Raw genomic sequence first — 19,543 nt, forward strand, 5'->3', positions numbered from 1 at the left:
ATTCGTCCGCTTTTAGAAAGTCAGTTCCTTCATGAGGGCAGCGGCCGCCGCCTGAAGATGGGGGTCCGGGTCCCCGCGCCACCGTTCCACCACACCGCGGGCCCGCTGCCGTTCACGCTCCCCCAGCCCTGCCAGCAGCGGCATCAGGACATCGGAGAGCAGGGGCGCGGTCAGATCCGCTGCCTGGGCGGAGCGGAGGAAGCCTTCCAGCCGGGTCAGGTCCGAATGCTGCAGGAGCCGCACCCGTGACTGCAGCAGCACCACGGCGGCAAGGCGGCGCTCGAAAACCGGGCGGGAGCCGGGCCCCGGCTGTCCCCAGAGGGCAGAGGCCAGCATCACGGTTGCGTCGTGGTCCAGGTCCTTGAATTTGCGCAGGGCGTCGCGCACAGTTCCACGGACGGCGCCCACGGAGGAACCATACGAGGCCAGCACACCGCCCAGGCGGTGTGCGACGTCGTCCGCGCGGTACCAGGCGCCCTCATTCTGGAGGGTACGGTCAACAAATTCCGCCGCAGCGGACACCACGTCCGCTGTGCCGGTCACCGCGCGCGCCCCGCGGAGGCGTGGTGGATGCAGAACGGGGTCCAGGGCCGGGCTTCCAGCCTGCCCTCGGCGATGGGTTCCCCGCACACCGCACAGATGCCATAGGTCCCCGCGGCCAGCCGGGCCAGGGCAGCTTCAATCTGGTCCAGCCCCGCCGAGCTTTGTTTCAGCAGCGCCGATGCCTGTGACAGCTCGAAGGCGATCGTGGCGCCCTCCGGATCGTGTTCGTCGTCGACGTTGGAGTCCTGGCGAGCCGAATTCGCAGCGTCGATGTCCGCCCGCAGCGCCGGCAGCAGCGCCATCCGCCGCGTCCGCTCCTCTTCGAGCAGTGCACGGAACCGTCCGAAATCTGGCATGGGGAAAGCCTAGCGCGTCAGTCAGTACCAGTTCAGGGATACGGAATGGTTCCATGCCCCGCAGGGCGACCCGTAGCGGTCACGGATGTAGCCCAGGCCCCATTCGATCTGCGTCCGGTAGCTGGTCAGCCAGTCGCTCCCGGCGCTGGCATACTTGCCGGGCGGCAGTGCCTGGGCAATTCCGTAGGCCCCGGACCACGCGTTGGTGGCGGTGGTCAGCCAGTTGGATTCCTTGGTCCACAACTGGGCCAGGCACAGGAACTGGTCCTGGCCCCAGCCGAAAGCGGCAAGGCGTCCGGACGCGTAGCTTTTCGCCCCTGCCGGATCGTTGACCGCTCCACCGGGAATGGAAGGCACGACGACGGCGGGCGGGCTGGGCAGGGCCGGCTCGGCTGGCGGCGCCTCCGGAACGGAAGGGACAGGGTTGGCCGGCGGAGGGTTGGCCGGGACAGGATTGGCAGGGGCTGGATTCACCGGGACAGGATTGCCGCCCACGGCGGCTGGGGCGGCTGGTGCGGGCGGCCTGGGCTGCTGGGCGGCCGCCGCGGCGGCCCTGGCGGCCGCTTCGGCCTGGCGGCGGGCCTGCTCCTCCGCTGCGGCGCGCTTGGCCGCCTGGGCCGCCTCGTAGGCAGCCAGCGCAGCCTGGCCTTGGCGGTACTCCCCCTCAAGCGCCGCCGTCGTCCCTTTCAGGGCGGCAAGCTGGGCCGTTAGCTCGCCGCCGTGCCGCTGCTCCTCGGCCACCTGCCGTGCCAGTGCGTCCCTGGCGGAACTGGCTGCCTCGGCTTTTGCCCTTGCCTCCCCGGACAGGCGCTCCCGTTCGCTCCTGGCAACCTTTTCCTGTTCCACCAGGGCAGCGGATACCTTTCCGGCCGCCGCCGCCTTGACCACCAACGCGGCCGTCTTGTCCCCCACGAGCTTGACGAGGTTGAGGCCCTGGACGCTGTTGGTCCCCAGGGCGTCCAGCGCCACGAAGAACCCGGCGTTGGTCCCGCCTGTCTTGTACGACTGCACGGCCAGGGCCCCGAGGTCCTTCCGGTACCGGGCCACTTCGTCGTTTGCGCGGGCGGCCCGTGCGGACAGGGTTTCCAGGCGTGATGTGGCTGACTGGAGCTCTGCATCCGCGGCAGCGTATTCGGCGGCCGACCGTACGGCTGCGTCCCCGGCTGCCTCCGACTGCGCCTGCAGGCCGGTCAAGAGCCCGTCGATGGTGGCAATTTCTGCAGCTTTTGCCGCTTCGGACGACTGCGCCTGCTGCACATCCGACCAGGAGGGATATCCGCCCGGCGGCGGCTCCTCCGCTGCGGCCGGCAGCACGGTGGCGGCGGCCAGGGCGATGGCCAGCACGCCACCGAGGAGCGGGATCCCTCGGCTGGTCACGAACAGGGGCATAGTCCCGAAGCTTACCGTCCGGCGCGGCCCCCGAGGGCGCGTCCGTGGCCACATTGTTACCGTTTGCAGCGATAAAGACCCTGCCTGCATTGGTCGAGGTCACCGCCCGAAATGCGAAGTACATCAAGACGTTTGCGCAATTGAGAGGGGAGCCTCGTATGTTATCCAAATGTGACAATCGGGGGCAGCGCGGGTTATGGTCGTTTGGTGTCCCTCTCAGACGGGACATTCCCGTCAGCATGCCGAGCCCTGCCGCTGATCATGGGATTCAACCGCTTTCCGTTTGGCAGGGACGGGGGAACCAAGTTTCTACGGCCACATGTGGCCTTGGGGTTAAGTCGTTAGCGCCTCCGCCCGCGGAGCCAGCTACCGGCCGGGTATCTCCAGCCCGAACCCGACAGCTCACCCCGCAGGCATGGGAGAGGCGATCAACTGTGTCAAAAATTTCCACCACTGCCCGTCACCGCGCGACTCCGGCCCGCTCCATTGTGCTCGAGGGCCTCGCCGTAACCGCCAAGTCCCAGGCCCGTTCGCTGGGCCGTCCGGCGCTTGCCGTTGCTGCAGCGTCCGGTATTGCCTTTGGCGTCGGAGCCCCCGCCCATGCAGGTGTCACCGGCCCGGACACCACTGAGAACACCAGCGTCCAGGCATACTCCGCACCTGCCCCGGCAGCAGCACCCGCCGCAGCAGCAGGAACCGTCCACACGGTGGTGTCCGGCGACACCATCGGGGCCATCGCGGCCGCCCATGGCGTCAGCCTCAACGACGTCCTGGCCGCCAACGGACTGGGACTGTCCTCGATCATCTACCCCGGTGACCAGATCAAGATCCCCGGCGCTGGCCACACCGCAGCCCCGGCGCCGGCAGCAGCTCCCGTCCAGACGGCAGCCGCAACCGCACCGGCAAACACCGGCATGAACATGTCCTACGCCTCAGCCGCCCCGGCGGCGTCCACCGGCACCGGGACCGGCGCTGCCATCCTGGCATCCGCTTACAGCCAGGTCGGCGTGAACCAGGACTGCACCGCAATGGTTGAGAAGGCCCTGCGCTCCGTCGGCAAGTCCGTCGGCGACCTGGCCCCGACGCAGTTCTTCCAGTACGGAACCGTTGTCGGCGCTCCCGCCCCCGGCGACCTGATCATCACCTCCGGCCACGTGGGCGTGTACGCCGGCAACGGCCAGGTTGTGAGCGGCGGCGTCAACGGCTACAGCACCGAGGTCCACTCCATCAGCTGGCTCGGCGGCTACTCCGCAGTCCGCGTAGCCTAGCCTTCGCAACGCTTTGGCAGCAGCAGGCTGGTATTAAACAGCAAAGCTGTTCTTAAACAGGAGGGCGGCAGCCGGGTATTCCCGGCTGCCGCCCTCCTGTCATTTCCGCACCGTACCGCTGAGGCAGTCACGTCCCGCAGAAGGTCATGTAGGTGCCGAAATCCTCAGGGGCACCTTCGGCGTAGCGTTCCAGGCCCGGCCGCTCGGCGAAGGGGCTGCCGACGGCCTCGAGCAACTGCTGCAGGGGAGCCAGGTTTCCGTCAGTGGCGGCGGACAGCGCCTCTTCCACGAGGTGGTTCCGCGGAATATAGGCAGGGTTCACGCTGTCCATCAGTTCCGCGTCGGGCCCCAGGGCCTGCCACCGCTCCGCCCAGGCGTCGAACGCTGCAAGGTCCAGGACCATGCCGCGCACGGGACGGAGGTCCCCCCGCGCGGCCTTGCCCAGGTTCCGGAAGAACAAGGTGTAGTCCACCGGCCCGTCCTTCAGGATGGCAATGGCACCGTCCACCAGGGCGGAGGCGGCGTCGCTGTCCGCATCCCCCGACAGGCCCAGCTTGGCCTTCATGCCGCCGGACCACGCCTGGCTGTACTGTCCGCGGAATCCGCCAAGTACCTCCACCGCGGGGGCAACCGCCTTTTCCTGGTCCCCGTCGATCAGCGGCAGCATTGCCTCCGCCAGCCGTGCAAGGTTCCATTCGGCCAGCACCGGCTGGTTGGCGTAGGCGTAGCGTCCGCTGACGTCGATGGAACTGTAGACAGCGGCGGGATTGAACGCATCCATGAACGCGCACGGGCCGTAGTCGATGGTTTCCCCTGAGATGGTCATATTGTCCGTATTCATGACCCCGTGCACGAACCCCACCAGCATCCACCGGGCCACCAGGTCCGCCTGGGCGGAGACCACCGAGGCGAACAACTCCAGGTAGGGGTTTGGGGCGCCGGCAGCGTGCGGGTAGTGCCTGCCGATGGCGAAATCCGCCAGCCGCTTCAGCAGCTCGAAGTTTTCCGTGGCCCGCGCGTACTGGAAGCTGCCGACGCGCAGGTGGCTGCCGGCAACCCGCGCCAGGACCGCACCGGGCAGCATGCCGTCACGCCTGACCTGCCGGCCAGTTGCCACGACCGCGAGCGAGCGGGTGGTGGGAATGTGCAGGGCATGCATGGCTTCACTTACCACGTACTCACGGAGCATGGGCCCGACGACGGCACGTCCGTCCCCGGCGCGGGCAAACGGCGTGCGCCCCGAGCCTTTGAGATGGAGGTCCAGGAGGCGGCCGCCTTTGTCCGTGACCTCACCAAGCAGCAGGGCGCGTCCGTCGCCAAGCAGCGGAGAGTAGCCGCCGAACTGGTGGCCCGCGTAGGCCTGCGCCACCGGGGTGGCGCCCGCCGGAACGTGGTTGCCCACCAGGAGCCGCACCCCTTCGGGACTGCGAAGGTACCCTGGGTCCAGGCCCAGGTCGCGTGCGAGCCTGTCGTTCAGGACCAGGAGCTCGGGGCTGGGGGCTTCCTCGGCCTGCCAGGGAACGGCGAGTTCCGACAGTTCCCGGGCGAAACGGCCGTCAAAAGTGACCGTGGATTCAGCTGCTGCCGTCATGGCTTAACCCTATCGCCGTAGTTCCGCCCGCTGCTTCCCGTGCCGGTTGCCGGCGGCGGGGAACGGCAATGCGCTGCAGGTCCTCAGCGGCAATGACCGTGGTTCCCGGAGCCCGCGCCCGTGCCTGCTCCGCGAGGTGCGGGACGCCGTCGCCATAGCGTGCGGAGAAGTGGGTGAGCACCAGCATCCGGGACTTCCCGGACGCCGCAAGTTCCCCTGCCTGCCCGGCGGTCAGGTGCAGGTATTGCCGGGCCAGGCCGACGTCGTCGTCACTGAACGTGGACTCGGCCACCAGCAGGTCCGTGCCTGCTGCCAGTTCTTCGGCACCGTGGCAAGGTGCGGTGTCCATGATGAAAGCGAAGCGCTGGCCCGGCCTGGGAATACTGACCTCTTCCAGCCTGGCCGCTCCGAGGACCCCTTCGCGCTGCAGCAGGCCCACGTCGGGCCCTTCGATGCCCGCCGCCCGCAGCCGCTCCGGCAGGAACGTGCGGCCATCTGGCTCGGTGAGCAGGTAGCCGTATGTCTCGATGCGGTGCTTGAGGGGCCGGACCTCAAGCCTGTCCGCCACGGGACCGGCGCCGCCATGTGGATGGAGCCTCACGTCAAGCCCGGGCGGGCTGAGACCGACCAGGGCCCTGACCACCTGGTCACCGGACGCCGGATAATGCAGGTGGACCGGGTGCGCCACGCCGTCCAAAACCATCCGGGAGAGCACCCCGGGAAGGCCGAAGCAATGGTCCCCGTGCACGTGCGTAAGGCAGATCCTGGTGATGGCGCCCGCCGCCACTCCCGCATGGATCATCTGGCGCTGGGTACCCTCGCCGGGATCGAAAAGCAGCCCTTCGCCGTCCCAGCGCAGGAAGTAGCCGTTGTGGTTGCGGGTCCGCGTGGGAACCTGGGACGCAGTGCCCAGCACTACGAGTTCACGCACCGTTGGAATCTGACGCTGCAAGCAACCCTTTGGCGTAGGCGGCCTGGCCGCCGTGCTGAAGGCAGTCCCCCAGGATGCTGACCAGCCGCACACCCAGGGTGACGGGCGGATCCCAGCGCCTGTCGACCACACGGTCCAGGTCGGAATCCCCGATACCTTCCAGGACCCTGGCAGTCTGCCGGTGAACGGCCTGGTAATACTCCCGCAGGAGTTCCCGGGGCGCGCGGACTGCGTCCACCTGCTGGCTTGAGTGGCCGTAGCCCGTATCACTGTCCGCCAGCGGGAGCCCGAAGCGGGTTACGAATCCTTCGGCCTTCCAGACCTGCTCCAATCCCGAGGCGGACGCAACCTGCGCATCTTCCACCCGTCCCATGTGCCAGACCAGCCAGGCGATGGAATTGCCTTGGCCTGCAGGACGCAGCTGCAGCTGCTCCTCATCCAGCCCGTCCAGTACCTGCCCCACCAGGCCGGGGAGGCGGTCAAACGCCTCGAGCAACAACTCCTTGGAGTGCATGGGTCTCCTTCCCTGCGGACCGGGCCCGGGCGCACCCGGCCCGGGATTGCTAGCGTTCCAGGTCGTCCGGCTCAAACTCACTAAGGGGCGAGCCGCCAAAGTTTTCCTCGTCGTCGCTTGCGTCTGCTTCCAGGCCGGTGGGATTCCCGCCGAAATCGACGTCGGCTGCTGCTTCACCCAGCGTGGGTGTGTCCGGCGGAACCTGCTCATCGCCGGAGCGGTACCGGGCCTGCGCGCTTTCGTCCCGCAGCGTCTGGTCGCTCAGGAAGTCCTGCTCCTCCCCCGAGACTGCTTCGTCCTGCAGCAGCGGGTCCTCCTGCCAGCGGTCCGGATTGTTCTCTGCAGCCCCGGGGTAGCTGTCAGGTTCCCCGTTGACGGGATCGAGCTCCAGTGACGATGCCGCGCCGGGAGTCTCGTCGAGAAGAACGTCGTCTTCCTGCACAACTTCCAACTCATCGTCGGGGACGTTCTGTTCAGTCATGATGATGCCTTTCTCATGGGCTCCGGGCGGATAATAGTAAGCATACTGAGGAACGGTATGCCTGTGAACAGCCACCGCATTTCCGTCCCAAGCGGACAAACGGCGGTTCCCGGCCGCGCGCCAAGGCCGCAGGGCGGCCTGAACAGCGCTTCCGTGACTTTTGGCCCTAGAGTGCCGGTGGCGGCGGGGCCAGTCTTGAAAGGCAGGAAGACCAGTTCAAGACGACCAGGAAGTGCGGCCATGACATCCCAGAAACCCATCGCTGTGGGCACCAACGACTCAGCGCAAAGCCAGGCCGCGGTCCTGTGGGCGGCCCGCCGCGCCCACCGGACGCACCTGCCGCTGGTGATCCTCCACGTCGTCGACGACCGGTGGGTAGCTGAACCCTACCCCTGGTTTGGAACCCTCCAGCAGGCCGGCGAGGAACTGCTCAAGACCGCCGCCGGCAGGCTCGAAGGAACCGTGACGGTCACGCCGACTACGGAACTGCTCACCGGAAGCGTGGGCGGCCAGCTGGCCAAGTATTCGAAGAAGACCTCGATGATGGTCATCGGCTCCGGCAGCGGGCACCTTGGCGGGGCCCTCGCCGACCGCGCACTCCAGGTGGCGACCGCCGCCAAAGTCCCTGTCGCCGTCGTCGGGACCCAGGACCTCGAAGGCAGGTCCGGTGTGGTGGTCGGCGTTGACGGGTCTGCCGAGGCAACGCGGGCCGTCGCCTTCGCCGCGGCCGAGGCCGACCGCGAGGGAGACGAACTCACCGTCGTTTATGCCGTCAATGCGCCCGACCCCATCATCGACGCCGGCCTGACGCCGGGGGCGCTCGCGGACCTCATCGTGGACGAAGAACGCGTCGTGCTCTCCGAAACCGTGGCCGGGCTCAAGGAAGACTACCCGGACCTGACCGTGCACCAGCGGCTCGACAGGGAAAAAAACGCGGTGGACGCCCTTGTCGAGGCCGCCGCCGGGGCACGGCTGCTTGTGGTGGGCAGCCGCGGCCGGGGCGCCTTCAAGCGCCTTTTGCTCGGTTCGACCGCACACGGCGTGCTCAGGCACCTCCCGTGCCCCACGATCATTACCCGTACTGACACCGTTCACAGCCCCCTTTAGGCCGCAGCGCCTGCTGGTCCTTCTTCCCGCTCCACATCCTCCCCTACAGCGGAAGGTTCCACGCCATGAAAAAACCCGCCGCCATCATCATGCTGGTCCTCGGCATCCTGATCTCTCTTCCGGGACTGGCCGCGCTGGCGGGAGGAGCCGTGGCATCGGCGGTGGGATCGATCCAGGGGGACGGATACCTGACCTCCGGCACATCCCGTTTTTCCGTCAGTTCCTTTGCCCTCACCTCTCCGCGGGCCGAGGCCATCGGCGAGGATGTGCCGGGCAGGCTTCCTTTCGACATCGGTACCCTGCGGCTGCGGATTGCATCAATGATCCCCGACAAAGCGGTGTTCATTGGCATCGGCCCGCAGGCCGACGTCGAACAGTACCTGTCAGGTGTGCACCACTCGGAGCTGCTGAACATCCGGCAGCGGCCTTTCCGCGCCGAATACCGTGACGTTCCGGGCGGCAACCCCGCATCGCCGCCGGCCGGCCAGCGCTTTTGGACGGCCTCCGTTTCAGGCTCCGGCGAGCAGGAGCTGACGTGGAACATCACCCCGGGCACCTGGGAAGTGGTGGTGATGAATGCCGATGCCTCCTCCGGTGTTGATGTCCAGGCACAGGCCGGCTTCCGCTCAGACCTCATCAGGCCGGCAGCCACAGGCCTGCTGGTGGGCGGCCTCATCGCCCTCGTGATCGGTATTCCCCTCATCGTCTTCGGCGCCATGGGACTGGGCCGGCATGCCGGGCGGCCACCTGTTGGACCATCACCGGGCGGCCCGGCGGTGGCAGGACCGGGGATGGCGGGACCGGGGATGGCGGAACCGGGGATGCAGGCGCCTGGGATGGCCGGACCGGGGATGCAGGCAGTGCCGGCCGCACCCGGAGTGGCACCCCCGCCGCAGCCGTTCACCGTGGCAGCCGAAGACCGCCGCGCCTACCCCGCAAGGCTTTTCGGTGACATCGATCCGGGACTGTCACGATGGATGTGGCTGGTCAAGTGGTTCCTGGCCATACCGCATTTCATCCTTCTCTTCTTCCTCTGGTTTGCGTTCGTCATCACCACCATCGTGGCGGGCTTCGCCATCCTGTTCACCGGCCGGTACCCCAGGGCACTGTTCGACTTCAATGTGGGTGTCATGCGCTGGAACTGGCGGGTGGCCTTCTACGCCTACGCCGCCGTAGGCACCGACCTCTACCCGCCGTTTACGCTCAAGCGCACCAATTATCCTGCGGACTTTGACGTTGACTACCCGGAACGGCTGTCCCGCGGGCTGGTGCTGGTGAAATGGTGGCTCCTCTCGATCCCGCACCTGCTCCTGGTGGCCGCGTTTACCAATACAACGTGGCGGTGGCGGGCGGACAACACCTTCGTTGGCGCCACCTATGAGCAAAGTGCGGGACCGTCCCTGCTGGGACTGCTGGTTCTGGTCGCGGCAGTGATCCTGCTGTTCACCGGCCGCTACCAGCGCCCGCTGTTTGACTTCATCCTCGGCATCGACCGCTGGATCTACCGGGTCCTTGCCTACACAGCGCTGATGCGGGACGAATATCCACCATTCCGGCTGGACCAGGGAGCCACCGAACCTGAATGGCCCGGACCGGTGATTCCGCCGGCCGGGGCACCACCGGCGGGAGCCCCCGCGGCGCCGTGACCTTCGGCCCTAGCCCCGCAGCAGGCATCCGGGCATGATGGGCCTGACAGCGAGGGTCCGACGAGGGAGCAGACATGAGCATAGCCGGGGCACCAATTGCCAGGATCGTGGTGGGCGTCGACGGATCGGAACCGTCCCTGGAGGCACTTCGCCAGGCCCAACGGCTCGCCACTCCCCTCGGCGCCAAGGTCCAGGCGATCGCCTGCTGGGAGTACCCGCAGGTGTACTCGGGCTACGTCATGATGGGCATTGAGGGCTTCGAGGAAGGCGCCAAGAAGGTCCTGGACGACGCGATGGTGCAGGCTTTCGGCGCCGAGATGCCGGCCAACGTCACCTCGACCCTTGTCCGCGGCCATCCGCGTGAGGCGCTGATCGACGCCAGCCGGGACGCCGACATGATCGTGGTGGGGCGCCGCGGGCACGGCGGGTTCGGCGGCCTGCTCCTGGGCTCCGTCAGCTCCGCCATCGTGGCCCATGCCCACTGCCCGGTACTGGTGGTCCACACGCCCGAGAGCGGAGCCCACAGCTCCAAGGAGTCCTGAACGGTACGTCCGGGCGGGAAAGGTACTGACCTCCGGGACGGGTGATGGCATTGCCGCTCAGTGAGGCACGACGGCGGACACCCGCCATAGCGCTCGCCGCCGCCCTGGTGGTCCTCGCCATTTCACTGGCCCTGTTGCTCCCGGTGCCCTCGGCCGGTCCGCCGTCGGCATCACCGACGGCTCCCTCCCCGCTGCCCAGCGGCTCCAGCCAGCCCGGCACAGCCAGCCCAACCGTCTCCACCCCCGCGCCGGGGCCGCAGGAGACGGAGACACCCGAAGCGGGCCAGGCTCCCGTCGAGCCCCCGGTCGTCGTGCCGCCGGTTCCCGAACCGCAGCCCACGGAGCCACCGGCCGGCCCGACGCCACCCCGGGAGCCGGGTACTCCCCCGCAACCGGCGCCGTTCCCGGAATCCCTCCGCGGCCAGGACCTGACCGTCATCCCGGGGGCAGGCCGGGTGGTTGCCCTCACCTTCGATGCCGGAGCCAACGCGGCAGGACTGCCCAAAATCCTGCCCACCCTCGCCGCCAAGGGGGTCGCCGGGACGTTTTTCCTGACCGGCAACTGGGCGGCGAACAACCCGCAGGCCGTAGCGCAGATCGTGGCCGCCGGGCACCGGGTGGCCAACCACTCCATGACCCACCCGGGCTTCACCGGACTGGGCAACGACCAGATCTTCCAACAGGTGCGTGGTGCCGAGCAGGCCATCCTGGCAGCCGGCGCCGATCCAAGGCCGCTGTTCCGCTTCCCCTACGGCGAGCGGGACGCACGCACCATCGCTGCAGTCAACTCCCTGGGCTACGTGGCCGTCAGGTGGACCGTGGACACCCTGGGCTGGAAAGGCGCCAGTGGAGGTTCCAGCGTGCAGTCGGTGGCCGACCGCGTCCAGGCCGGCCTGCAGCCCGGTGAAATCGTCCTCATGCACATCGGGTCCAATCCCGACGACGGCACCACCCTCGACGCCGACGCCCTCCCCCGGATCATTGACCGCACCGCTGCCGCAGGATACGGCTTCACCACGCTCGATGCCCTGCCGGGGCAGTGAGGCCGCGGCACCATGGCGAAGACCCGGCCCTCCCGACGCGGGCACGTGCAGCCCCCGCGGCCGGAACCATCCTCCACCGGCCGCCAACCGGACGCTGTCCCTGATCCGGCACACCACGGGCTGCCGGTCCACGAGGTCGTCCTGCTGCTGGAAACGGATGCGGCCAGGGGCCTTGGCCAGGCGGAGGTAGCGCGCCGGCGCGCCCAGTTTGGCGCGAACGAGCTTCCCCGGTCCAGGGGCGGGGGAATCGCCCGCAAGCTGGGGCGCCAGTTCAACAACCCGCTGGTCTACGTCCTGTTGGCCGCCGCCGCCGTCACCGTGGTCCTTGGCGCGTTCCTGGACGCCGGCGTCATCCTCGCCGTAGTGCTGGTCAACACGCTGATCGGATTCGTCCAGGAAGTCCGGGCAGAAGCGGCCCTGGACGCCCTTCACTCGCTTGTCCGCACCCACGCCACCGTCATGCGCGGCGGCGAACGGAGGCAGGTTCCATCCGAGGACCTGGTCCCCGGCGACCTTGTGCTGCTGGAGGCCGGCGACAAGGTACCGGCTGACCTCCGCCTGGTGCGCCTGTCCGCCTTACGGGCGGACGAATCCGCGCTGACGGGAGAATCCGACCCCGTGCCCAAGGACGAGGTGGTCCTGCCCCCGGTCACGCCGGTGGCAGACCGGAGGAACATGCTGTACAGCGGCACCCTGGTGACCGCCGGCACGGGTGCGGGGGTCGTCGTCGCCATCGGCGGCGAAACCGAACTTGGCGAGATCCACCGCCTCATGGGGACGGTCCGGCCGGTGGCCACGCCGTTGACGGTCAAACTGGCACGCTTCAGCTCGACGCTCACCATAGCCATCCTGGCCCTCGCCGCCGTGGCCTTCCTTGCCGGGCTGGCACATGGCGAGCAGCCGGGGCAAATGTTTACTGCCGCCGTCGCCCTGGCCGTGGGAGCCATCCCCGAAGGCCTTCCTGCCGCCGTCACCGTGACGCTTGCCATTGGCGTCCGCCGCATGGCGCGCCGCCGGGCCGTGGTCCGCCGGCTGCCGGTGGTGGAAACGCTGGGCAGCACCACGGTGATCTGCTCGGACAAGACGGGCACCTTCACCGAGAACCAGATGACAGTCCGGGCACTCTGGACCCCTTCCGGGACGTATGACGTTACGGGTTCCGGCTACGGACCGGAGGGACGCATCGCCCCGTCGGCAGCACAGCACACCGGCGGCCGGCAGCACGTGGCGGATTCAGCGGAGCACCCGGCGGACGGGGACGCTGCGCTGCAGTGGTCCCTCCTGGGCGGTGCAGCCTGCAACGACGCCACCGTCCGCAGGGAGGGGCAGGGGTGGCACGTACGGGGGGACCCTACGGAGGCCGCAATGCTGGTGGCAGCAGGGAAGGGCGGGATGGACGTATCCGGCTTCCTGGCGGCCAACCCGCGGAAGCAGGAACTGCCGTTCACGTCGGAGCGGCAGTTCATGGCCACCCTGCACCTTTCCACGCTTCCGCACGGAGCCGGCGTGGTGTTCGTCAAAGGGGCCGCCGAACGGGTCCTTGACCTCTGCGGCACGGAAATGGACAGGTACGGTGCCAACAGGCCCCTCCACAGGCAGGCCGCGCTCAATGCCGCACATGCGCTCGCGGACAGCGGGCTCCGCGTGCTGGCCACGGCCATGATGCGCCTTCCCCCGGACAGCCGGCCTCTCTCCGCCATCCAATTGCGGGGCCGGATGACCCTGACCGGGCTCCAGGCCATGCACGACCCTCCCCGGGAAGCGGCCGCGGCGGCAGTGGCGGCCTGCCGGCGTGCCGGCGTGGCGGTCAAGATGATCACCGGAGACCACGTGCGGACTGCAGTGACCGTTGCCGCGGCGGTGGGCCTGGCCGCCGACCATGACAGCGGAACAGCCCTGACAGGCGCGGAGCTGGACGTCATTGCACCTGACCAGTTCGCCGATGCCGTGGAACGGGCCACGGTTTTCGCCCGGGTCTCGCCGGAACAGAAACTCCGCCTGATCGGGGCCCTGCAGTCCCGCGGACACGTGGCCGCCATGACCGGGGATGGCGTCAACGACGCACCGGCCCTCCGGCAGGCGAATGTCGGGATTTCGATGGGACGCACCGGAACGGAGGTGGCCAAGGAGGCATCGGACATCGTCCTCACCGATGACGACTTTGCCACCATTGAGGCCGCCGTTGAAGAAGGCCGGAATGTCTTCGACAACCTGACCAAATTCATCGTCTGGACCCTGCCCACCAACATGGCCGAGGGGCTGGTGATCCTCGTGGCCATCCTGCTGGGCGCAACGCTGCCCATCCTGCCCACCCAGATCCTCTGGATCAATATGACCACCGCTGTTGCCCTTGGACTCATGCTTGCCTTTGAGCCAAAGGAACCAGGACTGATGTCCAGGCCGCCACGGCCGCCGGACCGCCCCCTCCTGACGTGGGCGCTCACCGTGCGGATCCTGCTCGTTTCGGCCCTCCTCGTCGCCGGGGCATGGTGGCTCTTCGAACATGAATTGGCCGATGGTGCCTCTCTTGCACAGGCCCGGACGTCCGCCGTGAACCTTTTCGTGGGCGTGGAGGTGTCCTACCTCTTCAGCTGCCGGTCGCTGACCCGGCCGGCGTGGCGGATAAGCCCGTTCAGCAACCGCTGGCTCCTGGTCGGCGTCGCGGTGCAGGCGGCCGGCCAACTGGCACTCACGTATGCGCCGCTGATGAACGGGCTCTTCCACACCGCCCCCATCAGCGGCGAAGCGTGGCTGCGGATCCTTGGCCTGGCCCTGCTCGCATCCGTGGCAGTCGCCGTGGACAAGCGTTTGCGGCGCCGCGGCTTCTAGTGCGCATCCCCCGCGGCTGCAGCATCCGGCATAAGGCGCAGCAACACCAGGCCTGTGACCACGGCCATCACTGCCGCCATGAGGACCGCCGCCCCCACGCCAATCACCGCGATCAGCCAGGCAGGCTGGTCCGGCTGCCACAAAGGCGGGGCAACCAGCATGAACGCTGCAAGACCCGCCGCCCAGGCCGCGGCGTTGCCGGCGATCCACGGCCACGCCCGCCGGACATGGTGCCGCAGCTCAAACCACTGGGCAGTGCCAATGGATCCGAGCAGCAGGATTGCCGCCGCGCCACCCGCAGTCAGCCGGAGCGGAAGCGGCCAGTCCTGCCATTCCCCGAAGGTGGACGGCAGCATGCCCACGGACCAGGCGAATGCCGCGGCCACCGCGGTCAGCAGGACCCAGCGGGCCGCGGAGATCCCCGGCAACCGGTTCCGCAGGACGCGGACCTGGAACCATCCCAGGACAGCTCCTTCGGCGAGGCCGGCCAGTACCAGGAGTGCAAATTCCGCACGCGGCCAGGCAGTGGCCGCAAGAAACCACGCAAGGACCGGGGCGAGGAAGCCCAAGCTCTCGCCCAGGGTCGCCCAGCCCACCCAACGGGTGAGGAACGCACGGCGGGCTGTCCCGCCGTCGTACGTGCTGTCCGCAACGGCCACGGTGCCATCCTCCCTTTCCGCTTTACTCTCCTGCAACGGAACCGGATGCTCATCCAGATTCACCATGCCCGCGCCGCCACCGCCAGTGCCATAAGCCCCCGGTGCGGAAGTTCCGCACCGGGGGCCGAGGACCGGAGCCTGGTACCCGGCTCCGGAACAGGACTAATGGCTCTGCCCCGGACACCGGCAGAGACCAATACTGGAAGGGAAGGCGGACGGCTGGCGTCCGCCTCCACTTCAGCGGAGGTCGTGACGTGTACGGCTGGAACGACGGCATGGGCCTGTGGGGCTATGTCCTGATGAGCATCAGCATGGTGGTGGTCTGGGGAGCAATCATCACCGGCATTGTCCTGCTGGCCCGTTCCCTGCGGGCTCCCTCCCCGGGTGCACCCCGGCCCCCGTCGCCACTAACGGCAGAAGACGTACTGGCCGAGCGTTTCGCGCGCGGCGAGATCGACGTCGCGGAATACCGGAACAGGCTGGCCGTCCTGCGCGGCCAGCCGGGTACCTGAGTTCCGGTTCCCGCAGGCAATGGATAGTGGGTGCAGCTGTGCCGCTCTCTGAATTTGAAAAACGCGAACTCGAACTGATCGGCCATGGCCTGGAGGAGGAAGACCCCGGATTCGCGGCCCTGCTCGGAAGGGATGCCTTCGTACTGTCGCTTCGCACCCGCGTCAGGCGCGGACTCCTGCTTTTCGCGGCGGGCGTGGGCGTCCTGCTCCTTGGCCTGGTGGTCCGGGCGCCCTACCTGGGCATCGCAGGCTTCGCCGTCATGAACGGCGGAGCGTACTGGGCCATCAAAGACCTCCGCTGGTCCTTGCGGGCCAACCACCGGCACGTCGCCCAACTGGAAGGCAACAACGAATGAACACCAACAGCGGTAACGGCACGGAAGCCGGCTCCGAGGCGCGTGCGCTGCAGGCGGTGGAAGCCCACCATGCCGACATGCTGCGGCAACTGAACGCGCTGGTGGGACTGCTGACGGAGGCCGTGGAGGCACGGGACCCTGCCGCCGGACAGGAAACGCAGGCTGCGTTGCTGGACTGGTGCGACACGGTGCTGGTGCCGCACGCCCTGGCAGAAGAAGGGCCGCTGTACAGCGGGCCCCACGGCCTGCCGGAAGCGAAGCTGCTGTTGGACGGCATGCTGGCCGAGCATCAGGTCATCGTGGGCCTGGTTGAAGAGCTCAGGACCGCCGAAGGCGTTGCTGCCGCCGTGGCCGCCGGGGCCATCCAACGGATTTTCGCCCTGCACCTGGACAAGGAGAACCGCCTCCTGATGCCCTTCATCATCCAATCCCCCGGCCTGTCACTCGCACAGGCAGTCGAAGGGCTTCACGAACTGGTGGGGGAAGGCGCGGCACACCATCATGAGGACGGCCATCACAGCCACTAGGGCGGGATGACACGTACGACGGCGGGATGCCGGGTCGGTCAGTCAGGGCGACTGCAATCAGGCCGCCGGGTCATGGCTCCCCGTCAGGGCGCTTGCCTGGCCGGTGTCCCCCGCGCCTTCCGCCTCCGGGGCGTGCACCACCAGCACGGGACAGTGGGCATGGCTCACGCACGTCGAACTGACGGAGCCAAGGACAAAGCTCCCATGTCCCCGCCTGCCCACGATCAGCAAGGAGGCGTTGCGGCTCGCGTCGATGAGTACCGGCCCTGGCTTACCCCGTACCAGGCGGGCATGCACGAAGGCCGGCAGCTCCCCGAATGCTTCTTCCAGTGCCTGCTGGAGGACCTGGTGGGCCGCGTACTTGAACCCTTCGATCCCTACGGCGAGGTAAACCCCGTAGCCGGCCGGGACGTCCCAGCAGGCCCAGGCCTCAACCGTCGCTGACAGGGGCTCCGCCATGGCCCGGGCCACCCGGAGCGCGGCGATGGAGGCGTCTGATCCATCCACCCCAACGATGATCCTGGGGTACGTTTCAGGGGCAGTCATGCCGGCTCCATTCACTGTTGTTGCCGCATTCCCTCCTGCGGGCATCCTGCAAGCGTCGTCCCCAGAATGGAACAAGTGCGCTTTCAGGGGTAGGGCCGAAGGTCATGACAGGAACAGGGCCCAGACTTCGGGTGCCGCCCTGCGGATCGCCGGCGGACTTAGGTCCCTTCCGGCAGGACGCCTCCTGGGGAACAATGGGCTCAGGCCCTCCCCGGGGGCCGCCCCCGCACGAATGCGGGATTTGGTCCTGGAGATTTGGGAGCGATCAATGCAGATGCATGAAGCTGGGTCTGAGGCGGCAGGATCTCCCGGGCAGGTCCGGGTGTTCATCCTTGATGACCACGAACTTGTCCGGCAGGGGTTGAAGGACCTGCTGGAGGGCGAAGGGTTCCTTGTGGTGGGCGAAAGCGGCTCGGCTGCCGAGGCCACGCGCCGCATACCCGCACTGCACCCCGACATCGCCATCCTCGACGGAAGGCTTCCCGACGGCACGGGAATCGAGGTGTGCCGGGACGTGCGTTCCCTGGACCCCCGCCTGCGCTGCCTGATACTCACCAGCTACGACGACGAGCAGGCCCTTCGAGGCGCTGTCCTGGCCGGTGCCTCCGGATACATCCTGAAACAGATCAGGAGCGATGACCTCCTGGCCGGAATCCGGAAGGCGGCTGCGGGCGAGTCCCTCTTCGATCCGGGAGTTGAGCAGCAGATCATTACCGGACTGTCCACGGCACACACCGATCCCCGCCTGGAGGGCCTCAGCGCACAGGAGAAGAAGGTCCTGGCCCTGATCGGGCAGGGCCTGACCAACAGGCAAATCGGCGACGAACTGTTCCTGGCCGAGAAAACCGTCAAGAACTATGTTTCATCGATCCTGGCAAAACTGGGCTTCGAGCGCCGGACGCAGGCCGCTGTCTACGTCACCAAGAGCTCCACGGACACTGCCTGAGCCGGCAGGTCAGGTGAGCCGGGCGGTCCATGTCACGGATGTGCCCTTGCCTGGCCCGCTCTCAATGATGCAACTGCCCTGCAACAACTCAGCCCGGTGGCGCATGTTCGCCAGGCCGCTCACCCGGGCAGGGTCGGCGAAGCCCCGGCCATTGTCGCGGATGAGAAGCTGGACCTGGTCCTTGCCCACCGCAACCGTGACCTCCACGTCGTCCGCGCCGGAATGCCGCAGCGCGTTCCTGAGTCCTTCCGACAGCACGGACAGCAGATGGACGGCCACATCCTCCCGGATCGAGTCCACGGGGCCGTCCAGGGCCACCTTGGGGGTCAGGGCGTAGCTGCGCGAGTTTTCCCGGACCACCCGCAGGATCCGGCCCGTCAGCGGTTCGCGTTCCTCATCCGCCGTCCGGAGCGAGTAGATGGTGTCCCGCAGCTTGCGGATTGTTTCATCGAGTTCCGTGGTGACGGCGGCGATGCGCTCGTGCGCCACCGGGTCCACGGTGTAGCGGCGCAGGCTTTGGATGCTCAGGCCTGCGGCAAACAGGCGCTGGATGACGAGGTCGTGCAGGTCCCGCGCGATCCGTTCCCGGTCAGTGAACAGCAGGTTTTGTTCGCGCAGTGCGTTCACGCGCGCCAGGTCGAGCGCCAGCCCGATCCGGCTCCCGAAAATGGCACCCGACTCTGCGTCCGCCTGGTTGAAGGCGGCAGTTGCGTGTGCGCGGGCCAGCAGGAGAACGCCGTTGTCGCTGCTGCCATGCCCCAGGGAACACACGAGTACGGATCCGAGTTTCCCGGCCATTCCGGCCTCAAAGACCTGCCGCGGGTCCTTGGCCACAAAGGAGCCGCCGCCCTCGATCACGTCCCACACGGAGTGGGAGACCCTCCATTCCTGGCCTGCCTGGAGACCCTGCACACCAAGGCAGGACCGGCATCGAAGCACGCCTCCACCCGCCGGCACGGCCACCACTGCAAGTGCCGCATCCGATACCTTTAAAGCGGCGTCGGCAACGACGTCCAGGTTATCCGCGTCCCCGGGGCTGGACGCCATGATCAATCTGCTGCTGAGCTCCATGCCTGCTTCCAGCCACTTCTGCCGGCGCCCGCTGTCTTCAAAGAGGCGCGCGTTCTGGATCGCGACGCCGGCCGCCGCCGCCAGGGCAACGGCAAGGTCCTCATCGTCGGAGGTGAAATCCTCGCCACCTTGCTTTTCCGTCAGGTAGAGGTTGCCGAACACCTCGTCACGGACGCGGACGGGCACGCCAAGGAATGTCTTCATGGGCGGGTGGTTCGGCGGGAAGCCGGACGCAATGGGATGCCGGCCAAGGTCATGGAGCCGCAAGGGCTTTGGTTCGCGGATGAGCAGGCCAAGTACGCCGTGCCCCGTCGGCAGGTCGCCAATGGAGCGGATTCCGTCTTCATCAATACCCACCGTGATGAAGTGGCTCAGGGTGCGGTCTTCGCCAATGACGCCCATAGCGCCGTACCGTGCGCCGACCAGGGCGCAGGCCGAACGGACCAGGCGGTCAAGCACGGCCTCAAGGCTCAGATCCTCGGCGAGGGCCACCACCGCCGCCAGCAGGGCGTTGATGCGTTCCTGGGTATCCAGCTGTTCGTCGCCCCGGGCGGAAAAGTCCCGCAGCAGGTCTTCAACGGTGTCCCTAGTCGGCGGACGCCAGGGCTTCTCAGTGCTCACGTTCCACCTCCTGCGGCAAGAACCTGCCACGCTGCGGGTCCTTGGCGCGGTCCGGGGGTCCGGAA

The 19,543-nt window shown here is 67.8% G+C and carries 20 protein-coding genes and 1 riboswitch; of the genes, 10 read left to right on the plus strand and 10 right to left on the minus strand.

Annotated features, from left to right (window positions below):
* Nucleotides 1-12: 12 nt before the first annotated feature.
* Genes ASG79_RS10015 through ASG79_RS10025 form a run of 3 tightly spaced genes read right to left on the minus strand, consistent with a single transcriptional unit; the run spans nt 13 to nt 2,288 of the window.
* A complete protein-coding gene (locus tag ASG79_RS10015; protein ID WP_056390522.1) occupies nt 13-543 on the minus strand; it encodes a DNA alkylation repair protein in 531 nt (176 codons plus the stop codon).
* Nucleotides 540-899, minus strand: coding sequence for a TraR/DksA family transcriptional regulator (locus tag ASG79_RS10020; protein WP_056390525.1), 360 nt, complete (start codon nt 897-899; stop codon nt 540-542). The genes ASG79_RS10015 and ASG79_RS10020 overlap by 4 nt, the downstream gene beginning before the upstream one ends.
* 21 nt (nt 900-920) lie before the next feature.
* Complete coding sequence (locus ASG79_RS10025; RefSeq protein WP_056390528.1) at nt 921-2,288, minus strand: coiled-coil domain-containing protein; 1,368 nt, start codon at nt 2,286-2,288, stop codon at nt 921-923.
* A 260-nt stretch (nt 2,289-2,548) separates the two neighbouring features.
* Nucleotides 2,549-2,719, plus strand: a riboswitch (cyclic di-AMP (ydaO/yuaA leader).
* A gap of 3 nt (nt 2,720-2,722) precedes the next feature.
* Here ASG79_RS10025 and ASG79_RS10030 point away from each other — a divergent pair.
* Nucleotides 2,723-3,556, plus strand: a complete 834-nt coding sequence (locus ASG79_RS10030) for a LysM peptidoglycan-binding domain-containing protein (RefSeq protein ID WP_056390531.1) — start codon at nt 2,723-2,725, stop codon at nt 3,554-3,556.
* A gap of 127 nt (nt 3,557-3,683) precedes the next feature.
* Here the strand turns inward: ASG79_RS10030 and ASG79_RS10035 are convergent, their stop codons facing one another.
* The 4 genes from ASG79_RS10035 to ASG79_RS10050 are packed head-to-tail and all read right to left on the minus strand — an operon-like array spanning nt 3,684 to nt 7,073.
* On the minus strand, nt 3,684-5,147 hold the full coding sequence (locus tag ASG79_RS10035) for a protein adenylyltransferase SelO (protein WP_056390533.1): 1,464 nt from the start codon (nt 5,145-5,147) through the stop codon (nt 3,684-3,686).
* The gene (locus tag ASG79_RS10040; protein ID WP_056390535.1) at nt 5,131-6,078 is read right to left on the minus strand and encodes a ribonuclease Z; all 948 of its coding nucleotides are present in this window, start codon (nt 6,076-6,078) and stop codon (nt 5,131-5,133) included. The genes ASG79_RS10035 and ASG79_RS10040 overlap by 17 nt, the downstream gene beginning before the upstream one ends.
* Nucleotides 6,071-6,592 carry a mycothiol transferase gene (locus ASG79_RS10045; RefSeq protein ID WP_056390536.1) on the minus strand — a complete coding sequence of 174 codons (522 nt, stop codon included), beginning with the start codon at nt 6,590-6,592 and terminating at the stop codon, nt 6,071-6,073. Before ASG79_RS10045 ends, ASG79_RS10040 begins: the two co-directional genes overlap by 8 nt.
* Before the next feature lie 49 nt (nt 6,593-6,641).
* Nucleotides 6,642-7,073, minus strand: a complete 432-nt coding sequence (locus ASG79_RS10050; RefSeq protein ID WP_056390539.1) for a hypothetical protein — start codon at nt 7,071-7,073, stop codon at nt 6,642-6,644.
* A 240-nt stretch (nt 7,074-7,313) separates the two neighbouring features.
* Between ASG79_RS10050 and ASG79_RS10055 the strand changes: the two genes are divergently transcribed.
* The 5 genes from ASG79_RS10055 (at nt 7,314) to ASG79_RS10075 (ending at nt 14,240) form a co-directional block, all read left to right on the plus strand.
* Entirely contained in the window at nt 7,314-8,180 is an 867-nt protein-coding gene (locus tag ASG79_RS10055) for a universal stress protein (protein WP_018769376.1), read from the plus strand.
* A gap of 65 nt (nt 8,181-8,245) precedes the next feature.
* Nucleotides 8,246-9,826: a DUF4389 domain-containing protein gene (locus ASG79_RS10060; protein ID WP_056390543.1), complete on the plus strand. Its 1,581-nt coding sequence runs from the start codon at nt 8,246-8,248 to the stop codon at nt 9,824-9,826.
* Between the two features lie 74 nt (nt 9,827-9,900).
* Nucleotides 9,901-10,368, plus strand: a complete 468-nt coding sequence (locus ASG79_RS10065; RefSeq protein WP_056390546.1) for a universal stress protein — start codon at nt 9,901-9,903, stop codon at nt 10,366-10,368.
* A 44-nt stretch (nt 10,369-10,412) separates the two neighbouring features.
* On the plus strand, nt 10,413-11,411 hold the full coding sequence (locus ASG79_RS10070; protein WP_056390549.1) for a polysaccharide deacetylase family protein: 999 nt from the start codon (nt 10,413-10,415) through the stop codon (nt 11,409-11,411).
* A gap of 12 nt (nt 11,412-11,423) precedes the next feature.
* Entirely contained in the window at nt 11,424-14,240 is a 2,817-nt protein-coding gene (locus ASG79_RS10075) for an HAD-IC family P-type ATPase (protein WP_235509780.1), read from the plus strand.
* On the opposite strand, the gene ASG79_RS10080 is transcribed toward ASG79_RS10075, so the two are convergent.
* On the minus strand, nt 14,237-14,899 hold the full coding sequence (locus tag ASG79_RS10080; RefSeq protein ID WP_082581727.1) for a hypothetical protein: 663 nt from the start codon (nt 14,897-14,899) through the stop codon (nt 14,237-14,239). The two genes, ASG79_RS10075 and ASG79_RS10080, sit on opposite strands and share 4 nt — an antisense overlap.
* Nucleotides 14,900-15,153: 254 nt before the next feature.
* Here ASG79_RS10080 and ASG79_RS10085 point away from each other — a divergent pair, with 254 nt between their 5' ends.
* Genes ASG79_RS10085 through ASG79_RS10095 form a run of 3 tightly spaced genes read left to right on the plus strand, consistent with a single transcriptional unit; the run spans nt 15,154 to nt 16,294 of the window.
* Nucleotides 15,154-15,411: an SHOCT domain-containing protein gene (locus tag ASG79_RS10085; RefSeq protein WP_082581719.1), complete on the plus strand. Its 258-nt coding sequence runs from the start codon at nt 15,154-15,156 to the stop codon at nt 15,409-15,411.
* A gap of 38 nt (nt 15,412-15,449) precedes the next feature.
* A complete protein-coding gene (locus ASG79_RS10090; protein ID WP_018769383.1) occupies nt 15,450-15,767 on the plus strand; it encodes a DUF3040 domain-containing protein in 318 nt (105 codons plus the stop codon).
* Entirely contained in the window at nt 15,764-16,294 is a 531-nt protein-coding gene (locus ASG79_RS10095) for a hemerythrin domain-containing protein (RefSeq protein WP_056390552.1), read from the plus strand. Before ASG79_RS10090 ends, ASG79_RS10095 begins: the two co-directional genes overlap by 4 nt.
* A gap of 57 nt (nt 16,295-16,351) precedes the next feature.
* Here the strand turns inward: ASG79_RS10095 and ASG79_RS10100 are convergent, their stop codons facing one another.
* Entirely contained in the window at nt 16,352-16,840 is a 489-nt protein-coding gene (locus ASG79_RS10100; RefSeq protein WP_056390555.1) for a universal stress protein, read from the minus strand.
* A gap of 274 nt (nt 16,841-17,114) precedes the next feature.
* Between ASG79_RS10100 and ASG79_RS10105 the strand changes: the two genes are divergently transcribed.
* The gene (locus ASG79_RS10105; RefSeq protein WP_051081367.1) at nt 17,115-17,786 is read left to right on the plus strand and encodes a response regulator; all 672 of its coding nucleotides are present in this window, start codon (nt 17,115-17,117) and stop codon (nt 17,784-17,786) included.
* 9 nt (nt 17,787-17,795) lie between these two features.
* On the opposite strand, the gene ASG79_RS10110 is transcribed toward ASG79_RS10105, so the two are convergent.
* Nucleotides 17,796-19,478 carry a GAF domain-containing sensor histidine kinase gene (locus ASG79_RS10110; protein ID WP_056390557.1) on the minus strand — a complete coding sequence of 561 codons (1,683 nt, stop codon included), beginning with the start codon at nt 19,476-19,478 and terminating at the stop codon, nt 17,796-17,798.
* Nucleotides 19,479-19,543: the final 65 nt, after the last annotated feature.

Origin of the sequence: Arthrobacter sp. Soil761, assembly GCF_001428325.1 — a bacterium.
Lineage (GTDB): Bacteria > Actinomycetota > Actinomycetes > Actinomycetales > Micrococcaceae > Arthrobacter.

Bases quoted from the DNA above. Each gene is read 5' to 3' on its own strand.
- ASG79_RS10020 (WP_056390525.1), bottom strand. From the start codon at position 899: ATGCCAGATTTCGGACGGTTCCGTGCACTGCTCGAAGAGGAGCGGACG.
- ASG79_RS10070 (WP_056390549.1), top strand. From the start codon at position 10,413: ATGGCATTGCCGCTCAGTGAGGCACGACGGCGGACACCCGCCATAGCG.
- ASG79_RS10045 (WP_056390536.1), bottom strand. From the start codon at position 6,592: ATGCACTCCAAGGAGTTGTTGCTCGAGGCGTTTGACCGCCTCCCCGGC.
- ASG79_RS10065 (WP_056390546.1), top strand. From the start codon at position 9,901: ATGAGCATAGCCGGGGCACCAATTGCCAGGATCGTGGTGGGCGTCGAC.
- ASG79_RS10100 (WP_056390555.1), bottom strand. From the start codon at position 16,840: ATGACTGCCCCTGAAACGTACCCCAGGATCATCGTTGGGGTGGATGGA.
- ASG79_RS10060 (WP_056390543.1), top strand. From the start codon at position 8,246: ATGAAAAAACCCGCCGCCATCATCATGCTGGTCCTCGGCATCCTGATC.
- ASG79_RS10055 (WP_018769376.1), top strand. From the start codon at position 7,314: ATGACATCCCAGAAACCCATCGCTGTGGGCACCAACGACTCAGCGCAA.
- ASG79_RS10105 (WP_051081367.1), top strand. From the start codon at position 17,115: ATGCATGAAGCTGGGTCTGAGGCGGCAGGATCTCCCGGGCAGGTCCGG.
- ASG79_RS10025 (WP_056390528.1), bottom strand. From the start codon at position 2,288: ATGCCCCTGTTCGTGACCAGCCGAGGGATCCCGCTCCTCGGTGGCGTG.
- ASG79_RS10075 (WP_235509780.1), top strand. From the start codon at position 11,424: ATGGCGAAGACCCGGCCCTCCCGACGCGGGCACGTGCAGCCCCCGCGG.
- ASG79_RS10035 (WP_056390533.1), bottom strand. From the start codon at position 5,147: ATGACGGCAGCAGCTGAATCCACGGTCACTTTTGACGGCCGTTTCGCC.
- ASG79_RS10095 (WP_056390552.1), top strand. From the start codon at position 15,764: ATGAACACCAACAGCGGTAACGGCACGGAAGCCGGCTCCGAGGCGCGT.
- ASG79_RS10050 (WP_056390539.1), bottom strand. From the start codon at position 7,073: ATGACTGAACAGAACGTCCCCGACGATGAGTTGGAAGTTGTGCAGGAA.